The sequence below is a fragment of the Azospirillum largimobile genome, assembly GCF_977007025.2.
On the sequence record NZ_CDRMUA020000001.1, the window covers coordinates 192,996 to 207,467 of the forward strand.

A 14,472-nucleotide genomic window follows, 5' to 3' on the forward strand; every position below is an offset into this window, starting at 1 on the left:
ACGCGAGGCACAGGTCGTTGGGGAGGCTCATGGGCTCCGGATCCGCAACGGCATCCCGGACGGAACCCAAGCGCACCCCTTGCCCCGCGCGGGCTAGCCATGCTTAATCCCCTGCGGAATCGGGCGCGGAGCGGCGGATGGCTCCGATGCCGCAGGCCATGCGAACCGGGGCTCCGACCCATCGGCCGCCCTCTTGTTGCGAAGCATCCGCCGGAAGGAAACAGACACGCCATGGTTCAACGAGTGTTCCGCACCGCGCTCCTGTCGGTTGCCGCCTGTGGCATCGCGCTGGCCGCCAATGCCCAGACGCCGGCTCCCGCCACCCCCGCGCCGGCTGCCCCGGCCCCGGCCGCCTCCGCTCCGGCCACCCCGGCTGCTCCGGCCGATCCGGTGGTCGCCCGCGTCAACGGCGAGGAGCTGCGCAAGTCGGACGTCTCCCGCATGGTCTCGCAGCTGCCGCCGCAGGTGCAGCAGATGCCGATCGAGATGATCTATCCGGCGGTGATCGACCAGCTGGTCAGCGGCAAGCTGGTCTCCTCGGCCGGCTACAAGGCCGGTCTGGCCGATTCGTCCGAGGTCAAGGACGAGATCAAGCGCGCCGAGGAGCGCGCGGTGCAGCGCGCCTACATCCAGAAGGAGATCAAGGCCCGCATCACCCCCGAGGCGACGCAGAAGGCCTATCAGGACTTCCTGAAGGAGAACCCGGCGCAGGAGGAGGTCAAGGCCGCCCACATCCTGGTCGAGAAGGAAGACGAAGCCAAGGCCATCATCGCCCAGCTGAAGAAGGGCGGCGATTTCGCCAAGCTGGCCAAGGAGAAGTCCAAGGACGCCGCCGCCGCGGCCCAGGGCGGCGACCTCGGCTACTTCACCAAGGACGCGATGGTCGAGCCCTTCGCCAACGCCGCCTTCGCCATGAAGCCGGGCGAGATCAGCAAGGAGCCGGTCAAGACCCAGTTCGGCTATCACATCATCAAGGTCGAGGATAAGCGCACCCAGCCGCAGCCGACGCTCGACGAAGTGAAGCCGCAGCTGGAGCAGACGCTGTCGAAGGACATCGTCACCGCGCTGGTCGAGGAACTGCGCGGCAAGGCGACGATCGAGACCTTCCAGCTCGACGGCTCGCCGATGCCGAAGGAAGAGCCGGCCGCCGCCCCGGCGACCCCGGCCCCGGCGACGCCCGCCGCTCCGGCGGAGCCGGCGAAGAAGTAAGGGGTGGGGGCATACTATGCCCCCACCCCAACCCTCCCCCGCTGGGCGGGGGAGGGAGTAAGTGCTTGTGCGGGAGAGTGGCGGCAGTCCCTCCCCCGCCCAGCGGGGGAGGTTAGGTGGGGGCAAGCGTCTCCACTCCTACCCCTCTCCACATGCCACCACTCCCCACCACGGGAACTCCCTCCATGGCCACGACCCTCTCCCCCTTGGCTCCCGCCAGCTTCCCGACGCTGCCGCCCATCGCGGGCGTGCGCATCGCCACGGCGAACAGCGGCATCCGATACAAGGGCCGCGACGATCTGCTGCTGGCCGTGCTGGATCCCGGCACCAGCGTGGCGGGCGTGCTGACCCGGTCGCTGACCTGCTCGGCCCCGGTGATCTGGTGCCGCGACAGCCTGCCCAAGGGCTCGGCCCGCGCCGTGGTGGTGAATGCCGGCAATGCCAACGCCTTCACCGGCAAGGCGGGCGACGCCACCGTGCAGGCGACCGTCACCGCCGCCGCCGAACTGGCCGGCTGCGCCCCGGATGAGGTCTACATCGCCTCGACCGGCGTGATCGGCATCCCGCTGGCCGCCGACGCCATCGGCAAGTGCCTGGCGCCGATGGCCCCGGCCCTCGCCGCCGACTCGGCCGCGTGGGAGAAGGCCGCCCGCGCCATCATGACCACCGACACCTTCCCGAAAGGCGCCGTTCGCACCGCGACCATCGGTGGGACGACGGTGACCATCGCCGGCTTCGCCAAGGGCTCCGGCATGATCGCGCCGGACATGGCGACGATGCTGGGCTTCGTCTTCACCGACGCCGCCATCGCCGCCACCGCGCTGCAGGACATGCTGTCGGAGTTCACCGAGCGCACCTTCAACGCCATCACGGTCGACGGCGATACCTCGACCAGCGACACGCTGCTGCTGTTCGCGACGGGCAAGGCCGGCAACGCACCGGTGTCGAGCGCCGATGCCGCCGAGCTGGCGGAGTTCCGCGCCGCGCTGGAGGATCTGCTGCTCGATCTGGCGCTGCAGGTGGTGCGTGACGGCGAAGGGGCGACCAAGTTCATCGCCATCACCGTGCGCGGTGCCGACAGCGACGCCGTCGCCAAGCGGATCGGCATGACGGTGGCGAACTCGCCGCTGGTCAAGACCGCGGTGGCCGGCGAGGACGCCAACTGGGGCCGCATCGTCGCCGCCATCGGCCGCGCCGGCGAGCGCGCCGACCGCGACCTGATCAGGATCACCGTCGGCGGCACCCTGATCTGCGCCGACGGGATGGAGGTCCCCGGTTACGACGAGACGCCGGTCGCCAATCACATGAAGGGCAAGGAGATCGACATCGACATCGATCTTGGCCTGGGCAAGGGTACGGCGAAGGTGTGGACCTGCGACCTGACGCACGGCTACATCGACATCAACGGCAGCTATCGGAGCTGACCGCCACTGGAGCCGCGTGATGACCGCCTGTTTCGATCCCAACTCCACCCCTGCACCCGGTTCGCTGCCGGTGCTGCTGGTCGTCGCGGTGGCGCTCGTCGACGCCGATGGGCGCGTGCTGCTGGCCCAACGCCCGCCCGGCAAGTCGCTAGCCGGCCTGTGGGAGTTTCCCGGCGGCAAGGTGCATGCCGACGAGACGCCGGAAGCGGCGCTGGTGCGCGAGTTGAAGGAGGAGCTGGGCATCGACACGGCGGCAAGCTGCCTCGCGCCCTTCACCTTCGCCTCGCACAGCTACGAGAGCTTCCACCTGCTGATGCCGCTCTATGTCTGCCGGGTGTGGGAGGGCGACGTGATGGCGCAGGAGGGGCAGAAACTCGCCTGGGTCTATCCGAACCGGATGGGCGATTACCCGATGCCGCCGGCCGACGTGCCGCTGGTGGCGATGCTGCGCGATTTGCTGTAGGGGCCGATACCGCGCGTTGAAAATCGGGCCGCGCGGCTGTATATTTTTCGGAGGTGGCCGGCGGGTGTTGCAGCACCCGCCGGCACGCTCCCGATGCTTAGCGGTGGATCAAGCGGATTTCGATCCGCCATCTCCGCCACCGGAGCACCAGGAAGAACGGCATTTTGTTCATGCCACCTTCCTCCTTCTGAAACGGCGGATGGCCCATTCCATCCGCCGTTTTCAGTTTACACGCGGACGATGAGCGGACGCTACCTTTTCACACCAATGTGTGGTGGCGCCAGGGAAGGTCCGACCTTTGTTCCCGGGCGTGTCCCTTTGCGGCTTTGCCCCGCGGGCGATCTGTGCCACATGATGGGGCGTTGAGACGACAAGCCGGATCTCCGGCACCACTTTCCTGAACCGCATCGGCGTGGATTCGTTGTTTTCCTACAGCAACCCGGGTGCGTCGGACGATGCCCTCGGTCAACGGCCGGCCACGGCGCTCGACGCGCTGCGGACGGTGTTCGGCTACGACTCCTTCCGCGGCCAGCAGGCCGACATCATCGACCATGTGGTGCGCGGCGGCGACGCGCTCGTGCTGATGCCGACCGGCGGCGGCAAGTCGCTGTGCTACCAGATCCCGGCGCTGGTGCGCGACGGGGTGACGGTGGTCGTCTCGCCGTTGATCGCCCTGATGCGCGACCAGGTGACGGCATTGCGGGAGCTTGGCGTGCGCGCCGCCTTCCTCAACTCCTCCCTCGGCCCGGCGGAGGCGCGGGAGGTGGAGCGGGCGATGGTGCAGGGCGAGATCGACCTCGTCTATGTCGCGCCCGAACGGCTGGTGACCCCGCGCTTCCTCGACCTGCTCGACCGCACCCGGCTGGCGCTTTTCGCGCTGGACGAGGCGCATTGCGTGTCGCAGTGGGGGCATGACTTCCGCCCCGAATACCTGCAACTGTCGATCCTGCACGAACGCCACCCGATGGTGCCGCGCATCGCGCTGACCGCCACCGCCGACGTGCAGACCCGCGCCGAGATCAAGGACAAGCTGGGGCTGACCGACGCCCGTGTCTTCCTGTCCAGCTTCGACCGGCCCAACATCACCTACCGCGTGGTGCCGAAGAAGAGCGAGCGCCAGCAGATGCTGGCCTTCCTGCGCGAGAACCACCCGGAAGACGCCGGCATCGTCTATTGCATGTCGCGCAACAAGGTGGAGGATGTCGCCGCCTGGCTGAACAGCCAAGGCCGCGAGGCTCTGCCCTATCATGCCGGGCTGCCGGCCGAGACGCGCGAGGCCAACCAGGACCGCTTCATCAAGAGCGAGGGTCTGGTGATGGTCGCCACGGTGGCCTTCGGCATGGGCATCGACAAGCCGAACGTCCGCTTCGTCTGCCACCTCGATCCGCCCAAGAGCCTGGAAGCCTATTACCAGGAGACCGGCCGCGCCGGTCGCGACGGCCTGCCCGCCAACGCCTGGATGGCCTACGGCATGGCCGACGTGGTGATGCTGCGCCAGATGCTGGAGCAGTCGGAGGCCGGCGACAGCCACCGCCGGGTGGAGCGCGGCAAGCTGGAGGCCCTGCTCGGCTTCTGCGAGACGCCGGACTGCCGCCGTCAGGTGCTGCTGAACTATTTCAACGAGACGCTGCCGGAGCCCTGCGGCAACTGCGACACCTGCATCGACCCGGTCGAGACCTGGGACGGCACCATCGCCGCGCAGAAGGCGCTGTCGGCGGTCTACCGCACAGGGCAGCGCTATGGCGCCGGCCATCTGATCGACATTCTGGTCGGCAACGCCACCGAGAAGGTAGTGCAGCAGCAGCATGACCGGCTGAAGACCTTCGGCGTCGGCACCGACCTGTCCAAGGTCGAATGGCAGTCGGTCTATCGCCAGCTGGTGGCGACCGGGCTGCTGACCGTCGACCTGGAGGGCTATGGCGGCTTCCGCCTGACCGATGCCGGGGTTGCCGTCATCAAGGGCCAGCGGGTGGTGAAGCTGCGCAAGGACCCGGTGCTGGAGCGCCGCCGCGGCGTCCACGACGCGTTGCGCCGCCACACCGCTCGCGGCGGCAGTGTCGGCGGCGGATCGAGCGGGGAGGGCGTGTCGCGCTCCGGCGCCCGCGGCGCGCTGTCTGCGGCCGACGACGCGCTGTGGCACGCGCTGAAGGACTGCCGGACGGCGCTGGCGAAGGCGCAGAGCGTGCCGCCCTATGTGATCTTCCACGACAGCACGCTGCTGGAGATGGTGGCCCAGCGCCCGCAAGACCATGCCGCCTTCGCCCATCTGCCGGGGGTCGGCGGCCGCAAGCTGGAGCGCTACGCCGACGCCTTCCTGGAGGTGATCCGGCAGCACGGGTGAGGCGTTTGGGCGCATGGCAGGCTTGAGGAGGAGCGGTCGATTTTTCCGAAATTCACCGCTTGCATCCCGCGAAGCACCTCGCTATGTTCCGCGCCACAACGACGCCGCAGTAGCTCAGGGGTAGAGCAACTGATTCGTAATCAGTAGGTCCGGGGTTCAAATCCCTGTTGCGGCACCAGTTTTTTCAAGGGCTCGGCAAGCAATTGCCGGGCCCTTGATCGTTTCAGGGCTGCTGCGATGTTGTCCGTTGTGGCGCTGGTCAATCGAGTGCTTGGCCGCTGCCAAAAACAACTCGGGCGCCGCATCCCCCGACACGGCGCCCGCCACTCACCCCATAATGCCCCTCAGCCTCACTCCACCGCGTAAGGCGGCTTCGTGTACCCCGCCGGCGACAGGGTGAAGATCTCCGCCCCGTCGGCGGTCACACCGATGGAGTGCTCGAACTGGGCGGACAGCGACTTGTCCTTGGTCACGGCGGTCCAGCCGTCGCCCAAGATCTTCACGTCGGGGCGGCCGGTGTTGATCATCGGCTCGATGGTGAAGATCATGCCTTCCTTCAGGACCAGACCCTCGCCCGGCTTGCCGTAATGCAGGACAGACGGCGGCTCGTGGAAGACGCGGCCGACGCCGTGGCCGCAGAAATCGCGGACCACCGAGAAACGGTGGGACTCGGCGAAGGTCTGGATGGCGTGGCCGATGTCGCCCAGCGTGGCGCCCGGCTTCACCGCGGCGATGCCGATCATCAGCGCGTCATAGGTGACGTCCACCAGCTTGCGCGCCTTCACGCCTACGTCGCCGCAGAGATACATGCGGCTGCTGTCGCCGTACCAGCCGTCGACGATCGGCGTGACGTCGATGTTCAGGATGTCGCCGTCGACCAGCCGCTTGTCGCCCGGGATGCCGTGGCAGACGACATGGTTGACCGAAATGCAGTTGGCGCGCGGGAAGCCGCGATAGCCCAGCGGGGCGGGGATGCCGCCATGGTCGCGGATGAACTGCTCCAGCAGGCGGTCGAGTTCGCCCGTGGTGACGCCCGGCTGCACATAGGGGACGATGTAGTCCAGAGCCAGCGCGGCCAGCCGGCCGGCCTTGCGCATGCCTTCGAATCCCTCCGGACCATGAAGACGGACGCGGTTGGATTCGACGTGATCCTGTTCCAAGACGAAAGCCCCTATGCCAAGTAACCGAAAGCCCGATGCCGAAACCCGCCGCGGCCCTAAAGCCGGATCGGCAGCGGCCGGTCCAATTCAATCGATTCGGGCGTGATCGCGCAAGACCAACACAGCGCCTCCACTCCCGAATCCAGCGCGCGGCGCAGACCGTCATGATACGTCGGATCGAGATCGCCCGCCGTGCGGAAATGGGAACAATCGCCGCGCTGGACAAGGTAGAGCATGACCGCGCGGCAGCCCTGGGCCACCATCGCCGCCATCTCCTCCAGATGCTTGGCGCCGCGGGCGGTGACGCAGTCCGGGAATTCGGCGGCGTCAGCATGGGGCCCGTCGGGGCGGCGGAGGTGGACGTTCTTGACCTCGACATAGGCCGGAGGCCGGGCGCCGGGCTTGGCCGGATCGTCTTCCAGCAGCACGTCGATGCGGCTGTTGCGGCCGTATTTCACCTCGCGCCGCAGCCGGTCGTAGCCGGCCAGTTCCGGGATCATGCCGGCGGATATCGCGGCGGCGACCAGCGCGTTGGGATGGCCGGTGTTGACGCCGACCAGCCCCTCGCCCCAGGGAGCGGCGGCCTCCACCAGCTCCAGCGTGTAGGCCAGCTTGCGTTTCGGGTTGGCGGAGCGTGACAGCCAGACGGCGGAGCCGGGGATGTCCAGCCCGATCATGCTGCCGGAATTGGGGACATGCGCCGTCACCTCCGCCCCGTCCAGCAGGACATCGGCAAGGAACCGCTTGTAGCGGCGGATCAGGCGGCCTTGAAGAAGGGGGGTGGGAAAGCGCATCTTGGCGGCGACGCTACCCTTGGCCTTCCCGCTCGACAAGAGCGTTCCACGGAGACCCCCGCCGCCATGACGTCCGAGACCGCCGCAACCCCGACCGGAGCAAATCCGACCGCCGCCGTCCTGGTGATCGGCAACGAGATCCTGTCGGGCCGCACCAAGGACGCCAATTTGGGCCACATCGCCGAGAAGCTGACGGAGATCGGCGTGCGGCTGCGCGAGGCCCGCGTGGTGCCGGATGTGGAGGAGGAGGTCGTTGCCGCGGTCAACGCCCTGCGCGCCCGCTACACCTATGTCTTCACCACCGGCGGCATCGGCCCGACCCACGACGACATCACCGCCGCCTGCGTCGCCAAGGCCTTCGGCGTGGCGCTGGAGCGCAATCCGGAAGCGGTATCCCGGCTTGAACGCCATTACGCCGCCGACCAACTCAACGAGGCGCGGCTGCGCATGGCCAATGTCCCCGCCGGCGGCATCCTGATCGACAACCCGATCAGCCAGGCGCCCGGCTTCCAGATCGGCAACGTCTTCGTCATGGCCGGCGTGCCCAACATCATGCGGGCGATGCTGGACGGCATTCTGCCGCGGCTGGCCGGCGGACCGGCGCTGCATGCCCGCACGGTGGCGTGCGAGTTGGGGGAGGGAGTGATCGCCGCCGATCTGTCGGACTTGCAGGATCGCCATCCAAATCTCGAGATCGGCAGCTATCCTTACTTCCGCAACGGCTTCTTCGGCGTCAGCCTGGTTCTGCGCGGCACCGACGAGGCTGAGGTGATGGCGGCGGCCGATGAATTGGCTGCCACCATTCGCCGTCTGGGCGGTACGCCGACCGTCACGGTTGGTACGAAAGGGTAATGCGGCGCTATGACCGCAGCTATGTCGGCGGATCGATTGTCCCGGACCGATTCGGTCCTATATTAGCCTCCCATCATCCAAACCGCGTCTGCCGGGAGGCTCCGCCATGAAGAGCTTTGAGAAAGCGGCGTTGCTGTTCCTTCTGCGCCATCTGGCAGCGGGCGTCGCCGGTGCGGTGGTGCTGGCGACCGGTCTCTTGTGGTTCGACGTCGCCAAGCTGGCGACGCTGATCGGCAGCAGCGAGTACGGGATCACCGCGACGATCATGCTCTATGCCGGCCTGATGCTGACCTTCGGCAGCGTGTCGATGGGAATCGGCATCATGACGATGAACGAGGACACCCGTCCCTGAAGCGCTCTGGCCCCTGGGGGCCTTAGCAGGCAACTTGCGGGCTGGCTGTTCGGAAAAGCTGCGCTCAGAAGTTGGCGCCGAACGGTCCGAAGCGGTCATAAATCCACACGAGCGCCACGATCGCCGCCAGCCAGAGTGCCGCGTTGCGAAGCACGACCCCACGGTTCCGGCGAAGGGCGGCCGGCACCACCAGAACGGCCACCATCAGAAGTGCCACCAGCGACAGCCAGTTCGTCTCGCTCACGCCGCGTCCTCCCTTTGCCCGGCCCTATTTCAGGGCCTGTCCCGCAGTTGCGCTTCCTTCGATATGGGAATGCCTGCGGTTTTGCGAAGGCCCCTTGACCCGCAGCCCCGCGATTGTCTAAGTCATGACCACGGAACGGTGCGTTGCATATCGCAGTATGCAATCTGCGCGGGCAGCGCGGGGCCGCTCCGTCGACATGAGCTTTGCCGTCATGATCCGGTCGCCTGACCGGCCTGTGATGGCGGAGTCTGGGGCGCGGGCGTGGCGAAACCGGTAGACGCAAGGGACTTAAAATCCCTCACCCTTAGGTATGCGGGTTCGAGTCCCGCCGCCCGCACCATCTTCATTGCAGTCCGTCCTCCTTCCATACCGATACTCAGCGTTCCACCGGACCCCCGGCATTGACCCAGGCGGCGAAGCCGCCGCGCAGGCGGTTGATGGTTCCGGTGTGGCCGGCGGCCACCATGCGTTCGGCGGCGGGGCCGCAACGCATGCCGCCTTGGCAATGGAAAACCAGATGCTTGGCCGGGTCGGTCGGTACCCGCGACGGGTCGAAAGAGGACAGCGGGTTCAGAATGGCGCCGGGAATATGGCCGGCGGCATGTTCATGGGCTTCTCGGACATCGATGATCACCGCTTGGCTGCTGGCCTGCCACTCGATGGCGGTCGCTGGGTCGATCTGGCGGATGGGACCGGCGCCGCTGCGGTCGGCCGATGGGGCGGTGGGGATCAGGCGGCGGAACAGCGTGCACAGGGACATGGTCGGTTTGCCTTGAATCGAGACGGTTGGTCGGGCAGGGCGGACGCCGGGAAAACCCTTGACCATAAAATTAGTAGTTTCTAATTTAATGTCAATGAGTGCGTCCATCCTGACCCCGGGGCTGCGGCCCGCCGCCAAGCTGATGAAGGCGCTGTCCAACGAGGCGCGCCTGCTGATCCTGTGCGAACTGGGGCAGGGGGAGCGCAGCGTCGGCCAGTTGGGCGAGATCGTCGGGCTCAGCCAGTCGGCCCTGTCGCAGCATCTGGCGCGCTTGCGCGCCGACGGGCTGGTCCGCACGCGGCGACGGTCGCAGACGATCTTCTACTCGATCGCAAGCCGGGAGGTGACGGCTGTTATAGAGGTGTTGGCCGACTTGTTCTGCCAACCGCCGCACTCGTCCGGCGAGCGCCCACCGTCCTGCGGTGCCGCTGTGGCGGATGCCGTGACCGATTCGGTAATGGAAGAGGGGACGGCGGAATGCCGGTCACGACCGGGAGGCCGGTCGGAATAAGGTGGTGCGGGCGGTCGGACTCGAACCGACACTCCTTGCGGAACCGGATTTTGAGTCCGGCGCGTCTACCAATTTCACCACGCCCGCAGCGACGCCTCTTCTAACTCAACAGTCCGGAAACGGAAAGTGCAAAAGAACGCCGTTTGTCGCCAGCCCGATCCCCCGCCTGCCTGCTTCGGGGACGCTGCCATGGCCGTGCTTATTCCCCGGCGGCGGTGCCGCCCCTGCCATGCCGTCGCAGGGGCGGTGCGCGCGTCGCGGACGGCTGGTCGAACGGTCGCGCACGCGCTACCTTGTCGGCCATGACGACCAAGCCCCTCATGTCCCGCATCTTCGACGATCCCCGCATTGCCGCGCTGCTGCTGGCCCTGGCCAGTGCGGGCGTGCTGCTGTCGGCCCTGTTCTTCCAGTTCGTGCTGGATTACCAGCCCTGCATCCTCTGCATCATGCAGCGCTGGCCCTATGTGGCGGTGATGGTGTTCGGGCTGGTGACCTGGCTGTTCCGCCGTTGGAAAGGGCTGGGCGACGCGCTGCTGGTGGCGAGCGGGCTTGCCCTGCTGGCCGGCGCGGGCATCGCCGCCTACCATGTCGGGGTGGAGCAGCATTGGTGGGCCGGCACCTCGTCCTGCGGCGGCTCGGCCCCGGCGAATTCGCTGGAGGCGTTGCGGGCGCAGGTGATGGCGGCGCCGGTCACCCGCTGTGACGAAGTGGCCTGGTCGCTGTTCGGCATTTCCATGGCGGGCTACAACGTGGCGATCTCGCTGGCGCTGGCGGCCTACGCCTTCGTCGCGGCACGCACCGCCTACATCCGCACCCCGGTGTCGAGGACTGCACTGTGAGCGAAACGACTTCTCCGACCGCCATCTCGCGACATGGCGCGCTGCCCGGCGACCTGCCGCGGCGCGACCGGCTGGCCCGCATCGTCCGCGTCGACCATGCCGGCGAATATGGCGCCAAACGCATCTACGAGGGCCAGATCGCCGTCATCGGCAAGGGCCGCCACGGCAAGACCCTGCGCCACATGGCGGAGCAGGAGCTGGTCCATCTGCAGTATTTCGAAAAGCAGCTGAACCGCCGCCGCGTGCGGCCGACCCTGTTGCAGCCGCTGTGGCACGTCACCGGCTTCCTGCTGGGGGCCGGCACCGCGATCCTCGGCGAACGCGCGGCGATGGCCTGCACCGTCGCCGTCGAAGAGGTGATCGAGGAGCATTACGAGGCGCAGCTGAAGCACCTCGGCCCCGAGGATCAGGAGCTTGCCGACAGCATCCGCAAGTTCCAGGCGGAGGAGGTCGAGCACCGCGACATCGGCATCGTCAACGAGGCGGAACTCGCGGCCGGCTATCCGGTGCTTTCGGCGGCGATCAAGGCCGGCACGCGTGCGGTGATCTGGGTGGCCGAGAGGATTTGACGGTCGGGTCTGGGTTGGCGGGTCCGAGGGGGCCGGCCGCCCCCTCTCCCCGAAAAGGACCTTACGCCCCTTCCGCCACCACGCGCTGGTAGGCCGGCAGGGTCAGGAACTCCGTGAAGTCCTCGCGCGCGACCAGATCACGGAACAACGACGCGGCGTCGGCGTAGCGGCCCTTGGCATAGGCATCGGCGCCGACACGCTCCTTCCAGGCAGACAGCTCCTCCGCAATGACGCGGTCGACGAGGTCCAGGGTGACGGCCTGTCCGTCGTCCAGCGCCGTGCCGGTGTGGACCCACTGCCAGACCTGGGTGCGGCTGATCTCCGCGGTTGCGGCGTCCTCCATCAGGTTGAACAGCGGGACGCAGCCCTGTCCGCGCAGCCATGCCTCGATATAGCCGATGCCGACCGCCACGTTGTTGTGCAGACCGGCCTCCGTCTTCGGCCCGGCGGGCACCGCCAGCAGGTCGGCGGCGGTGACGGTCACGTCGGTGCGCTTGCGGGCGATCTGGTTGGGCGTGGTCATGTAGGCGTCGAACACCTCGCGCGCCACCGGCACCAGACCGGGATGGGCGACCCAGGTGCCGTCATGGCCGTTGGACGCCTCGCGCTCCTTGTCGGCCCGCACGCGGGAGAAGGCGACCTCGTTCGCTTCCGGATCTCCCTTGACCGGGATGAAGGCGGCCATGCCGCCGATGGCCGGCGCGCCGCGGCGGTGGCAGGTCTTGATCGCCAGCTGGCTGTAGGCCGACAGGAAGGGGGTGGCCATCGTCACCTCGGCCCGGTCGGGCATGACGGCGGCGGGGTCCTTCCGGAACTTCTTGATGAAGCTGAAGATGTAGTCCCAGCGCCCGCAGTTCAGGCCGGCGGAATGCTCGCGCAGCTCATAGAGGATCTCGTCCATCTCGAAGGCGGCGAGGATGGTCTCGATCAGCACCGTCGCCTTGATCGAGCCGTGGGGCAGGTGCAGGTATTCCTCCGCCACCAGGAAGACCTCGCGCCACAACCGCGCCTCGAAATGGCTTTCCAGCTTGGGCAGGTAGAAATAGGGGCCGCTGCCGCGGGCCAGAAGCTCCTTGGCATTGTGGAAGACATGCAGGCCGAAGTCGAACAGCGCGCCCGACATCGGCTCGCCTTCCATCAGCACATGGCTCTCGTCCAGATGCCAGCCGCGCGGGCGGACCTTCAGAACTGCGGTCTTGTCGCTGAGGCGGTATTTCTTCCCGCTGGCCGGATCCTCGTGGGAAATGGTCCGGCGCACGGCGTCGCGGATGTTGATCTGCCCCTCGACCAGATTGGTCCAGGTCGGGCAGGTGGCATCCTCGTAATCGGCCATGAAGACCTTGGCGCCGCTGTTCAGCGCGTTGATGACCATCTTGCGGTCGACCGGCCCGGTGATCTCCACCCGGCGGTCGAGCAGGTCGACGGGCAGCGGGGTGATGGTCCAGTCGGCTTCGCGGATGGCGCGGGTTTCCGGCAGGAAATCCGGCTTGTGGCCCTTGTCGAGCAGCGCCTGGCGCTTGGTCCGTACGTCCAGCAGCCGCAGCCGCTCAGGCCCGAAGCGACCCTCCAGCTCCGCCAGGAAGGCCATCGCCTCCGGCGTCAGGATCTCCTCGAAACCGGGCTTCATCGGACCGCGGATCTCAAGGCTGGGCATGCTGGTGGCCATCGTGCTGCTCCCCTTCCCGTATCGTGACGAACCGCTCTCTCGACGGTTGAGCGACCGGTATAGCACGGTACAGGCGCAACCTGGGGACGGCCTATGGTCGCAGAGGGGGTGTTGGGATCAGCCCGTGCTTCTTCAGCATGCCGCGAAGCTGGTGGTAGCCGAGCCCCAGCGCCTCGGCGGTCTGGCGCTGGTTGAAACGGTTCCGCTCCAGGGCCTCGCGCAGCTTGGCGGCCTCGAAGGCGCGGACCTGATCGAGGATGCCGCCGTCGAAGGCGGGGACTGCCGGCGGAGGGGTGTCCGTGACCGGCTCCGGAGTTGGGCGGGCGGTCGGCGCCGAAGTCGGGCGCCAGGGCGAATCGAAGGGGTCGAGGATGATGCGGTCCAGCGGCTCGTCGCTCTCGGCGGCGGCGACCGAGCGCTCCACCGCGTTGCGCAGTTCGCGCACATTGCCGGGCCAGTCATGGGCGCGCAGCCGGTCGAGCGCGGCGGCGGTGAAGCCGGAAAACAGCGGGCGCTGCAACTCGCGCACCATCCCCAGGGCAAAATGCTCGGCCAGCGGCGGGATGTCGTCGGGCCGGGCGCGCAGCGGCGGCAGCGTCACCACGTCGAAGGCCAGCCGGTCCAGCAGGTCGGCGCGGAAGCGCCCCGCCGCGGCCAGCGCCGGCAGGTCGGCATTGGTGGCACCCACCACACGGACATCGACGGTGGCGGTCCGTCCGCCGACCCGCTCGATCTCGCCATACTCCACGGCGCGCAGAAGCTTTTCCTGAACGGCTGGGGAGGCGGTGGCGATCTCGTCCAGGAACAGGGTGCCGCCGTCGGCCTGTTCGATCCGACCGATCTGCCGGCGGGTGGCGCCGGTGAAGGCCCCGGCCTCATGCCCGAACAGCTCCGAATCGAGCAGCGATTCGGGCAGCGCGGCGCAGTTCACCTTGACGAAGGGGCGGTCCCACCGCTGCGACAGATAGTGCAGGCGGGCGGCGATCAACTCCTTGCCGGTCCCGCGCTCCCCGATCACCAGCACCGGCCGCTCCAGCGGCGCCACCCGCGAGACATGGGACAGCGTCGCCAGGAAGACCGGCGATTCGCCAAGAAGGGAGGGAGGAGCGGCTTGCATCGAGAATTTCGTCACTTAATCGCCGATTAAGCGATGGTATCGTTGAAACGACGATGCGGCAAGCGGGGCGGCATCCCCGAACTCAAGGGAAAAATCGTTTAATAACAATGCATTAATGGGCGTCTGGCCGGTTTGGCACGCCGGTTGCGATAGTAGCGGCATGGCAAGGAG

15 protein-coding genes and 3 tRNA genes are annotated in these 14,472 nt (G+C 67.6%); 11 read left to right on the forward strand and 7 right to left on the reverse strand.

Annotated elements, in window-relative coordinates; all coding sequences use genetic code 11:
* Positions 1-231: 231 nt before the first annotated feature.
* The 5 genes from ACWPKK_RS00855 (at position 232) to ACWPKK_RS00875 (ending at position 5,615) form a co-directional block, all read left to right on the forward strand.
* A complete protein-coding gene (locus ACWPKK_RS00855) occupies positions 232-1,209 on the forward strand; it encodes a peptidylprolyl isomerase (protein ID WP_452000450.1) in 978 nt (325 codons plus the stop codon).
* 185 nt (positions 1,210-1,394) lie between these two features.
* Complete coding sequence (argJ, locus tag ACWPKK_RS00860) at positions 1,395-2,633, forward strand: bifunctional glutamate N-acetyltransferase/amino-acid acetyltransferase ArgJ (protein WP_452000452.1); 1,239 nt, start codon at positions 1,395-1,397, stop codon at positions 2,631-2,633.
* Positions 2,634-2,652: 19 nt separating this feature from the next.
* Positions 2,653-3,096 (forward strand): (deoxy)nucleoside triphosphate pyrophosphohydrolase, encoded by a 444-nt coding sequence (locus ACWPKK_RS00865; RefSeq protein ID WP_452000454.1) that lies wholly within the window; start codon positions 2,653-2,655, stop codon positions 3,094-3,096.
* 412 nt (positions 3,097-3,508) lie between these two features.
* Entirely contained in the window at positions 3,509-5,437 is a 1,929-nt protein-coding gene (gene recQ, locus ACWPKK_RS00870) for a DNA helicase RecQ (RefSeq protein WP_452000456.1), read from the forward strand.
* Between the two features lie 103 nt (positions 5,438-5,540).
* Positions 5,541-5,615 (forward strand) — tRNA-Thr (locus ACWPKK_RS00875).
* A gap of 172 nt (positions 5,616-5,787) precedes the next feature.
* On the opposite strand, the gene map is transcribed toward ACWPKK_RS00875, so the two are convergent.
* Both map and sfsA read right to left on the reverse strand, forming a co-directional pair.
* Complete coding sequence (gene map, locus ACWPKK_RS00880; RefSeq protein ID WP_109152245.1) at positions 5,788-6,597, reverse strand: type I methionyl aminopeptidase; 810 nt, start codon at positions 6,595-6,597, stop codon at positions 5,788-5,790.
* Between the two features lie 56 nt (positions 6,598-6,653).
* On the reverse strand, positions 6,654-7,391 hold the full coding sequence (gene sfsA / locus ACWPKK_RS00885) for a DNA/RNA nuclease SfsA (RefSeq protein WP_452004678.1): 738 nt from the start codon (positions 7,389-7,391) through the stop codon (positions 6,654-6,656).
* A 66-nt stretch (positions 7,392-7,457) separates the two neighbouring features.
* On the opposite strand from sfsA, the gene ACWPKK_RS00890 reads away from it, so the two are divergent.
* Positions 7,458-8,243, forward strand: a complete 786-nt coding sequence (locus ACWPKK_RS00890; RefSeq protein ID WP_452000459.1) for a competence/damage-inducible protein A — start codon at positions 7,458-7,460, stop codon at positions 8,241-8,243.
* 106 nt (positions 8,244-8,349) lie between these two features.
* Entirely contained in the window at positions 8,350-8,595 is a 246-nt protein-coding gene (locus ACWPKK_RS00895; RefSeq protein WP_324868844.1) for a hypothetical protein, read from the forward strand.
* 64 nt (positions 8,596-8,659) lie between these two features.
* Here the strand turns inward: ACWPKK_RS00895 and ACWPKK_RS00900 are convergent, their stop codons facing one another.
* Positions 8,660-8,839: a hypothetical protein gene (locus ACWPKK_RS00900; RefSeq protein ID WP_014246704.1), complete on the reverse strand. Its 180-nt coding sequence runs from the start codon at positions 8,837-8,839 to the stop codon at positions 8,660-8,662.
* 255 nt (positions 8,840-9,094) lie between these two features.
* Here ACWPKK_RS00900 and ACWPKK_RS00905 point away from each other — a divergent pair.
* A tRNA-Leu gene (locus ACWPKK_RS00905) sits at positions 9,095-9,179 on the forward strand.
* Positions 9,180-9,215: 36 nt separating this feature from the next.
* Here the strand turns inward: ACWPKK_RS00905 and ACWPKK_RS00910 are convergent.
* On the reverse strand, positions 9,216-9,599 hold the full coding sequence (locus ACWPKK_RS00910) for a rhodanese-like domain-containing protein (protein WP_452000462.1): 384 nt from the start codon (positions 9,597-9,599) through the stop codon (positions 9,216-9,218).
* Between the two features lie 94 nt (positions 9,600-9,693).
* On the opposite strand from ACWPKK_RS00910, the gene ACWPKK_RS00915 reads away from it, so the two are divergent.
* Positions 9,694-10,110, forward strand: coding sequence for an ArsR/SmtB family transcription factor (locus ACWPKK_RS00915; protein ID WP_452000464.1), 417 nt, complete (start codon positions 9,694-9,696; stop codon positions 10,108-10,110).
* Positions 10,111-10,112: 2 nt separating this feature from the next.
* On the opposite strand, the gene ACWPKK_RS00920 is transcribed toward ACWPKK_RS00915, so the two are convergent.
* Positions 10,113-10,197: transfer RNA gene (locus ACWPKK_RS00920), tRNA-Leu, on the reverse strand.
* A 233-nt stretch (positions 10,198-10,430) separates the two neighbouring features.
* Between ACWPKK_RS00920 and ACWPKK_RS00925 the strand changes: the two genes are divergently transcribed.
* Both ACWPKK_RS00925 and ACWPKK_RS00930 read left to right on the forward strand, forming a co-directional pair.
* Positions 10,431-10,949, forward strand: a complete 519-nt coding sequence (locus ACWPKK_RS00925) for a disulfide bond formation protein B (protein WP_324868847.1) — start codon at positions 10,431-10,433, stop codon at positions 10,947-10,949.
* A complete protein-coding gene (locus ACWPKK_RS00930) occupies positions 10,946-11,518 on the forward strand; it encodes a demethoxyubiquinone hydroxylase family protein (protein ID WP_452000466.1) in 573 nt (190 codons plus the stop codon). The genes ACWPKK_RS00925 and ACWPKK_RS00930 overlap by 4 nt, the downstream gene beginning before the upstream one ends.
* Before the next feature lie 61 nt (positions 11,519-11,579).
* On the opposite strand, the gene aceB is transcribed toward ACWPKK_RS00930, so the two are convergent.
* Positions 11,580-13,184 (reverse strand): malate synthase A, encoded by a 1,605-nt coding sequence (aceB, locus tag ACWPKK_RS00935; RefSeq protein ID WP_452000468.1) that lies wholly within the window; start codon positions 13,182-13,184, stop codon positions 11,580-11,582.
* Positions 13,185-13,275: 91 nt separating this feature from the next.
* Positions 13,276-14,301, reverse strand: coding sequence for a phage shock protein operon transcriptional activator (gene pspF, locus ACWPKK_RS00940; RefSeq protein ID WP_452000469.1), 1,026 nt, complete (start codon positions 14,299-14,301; stop codon positions 13,276-13,278).
* Positions 14,302-14,472 lie beyond the last annotated feature (171 nt).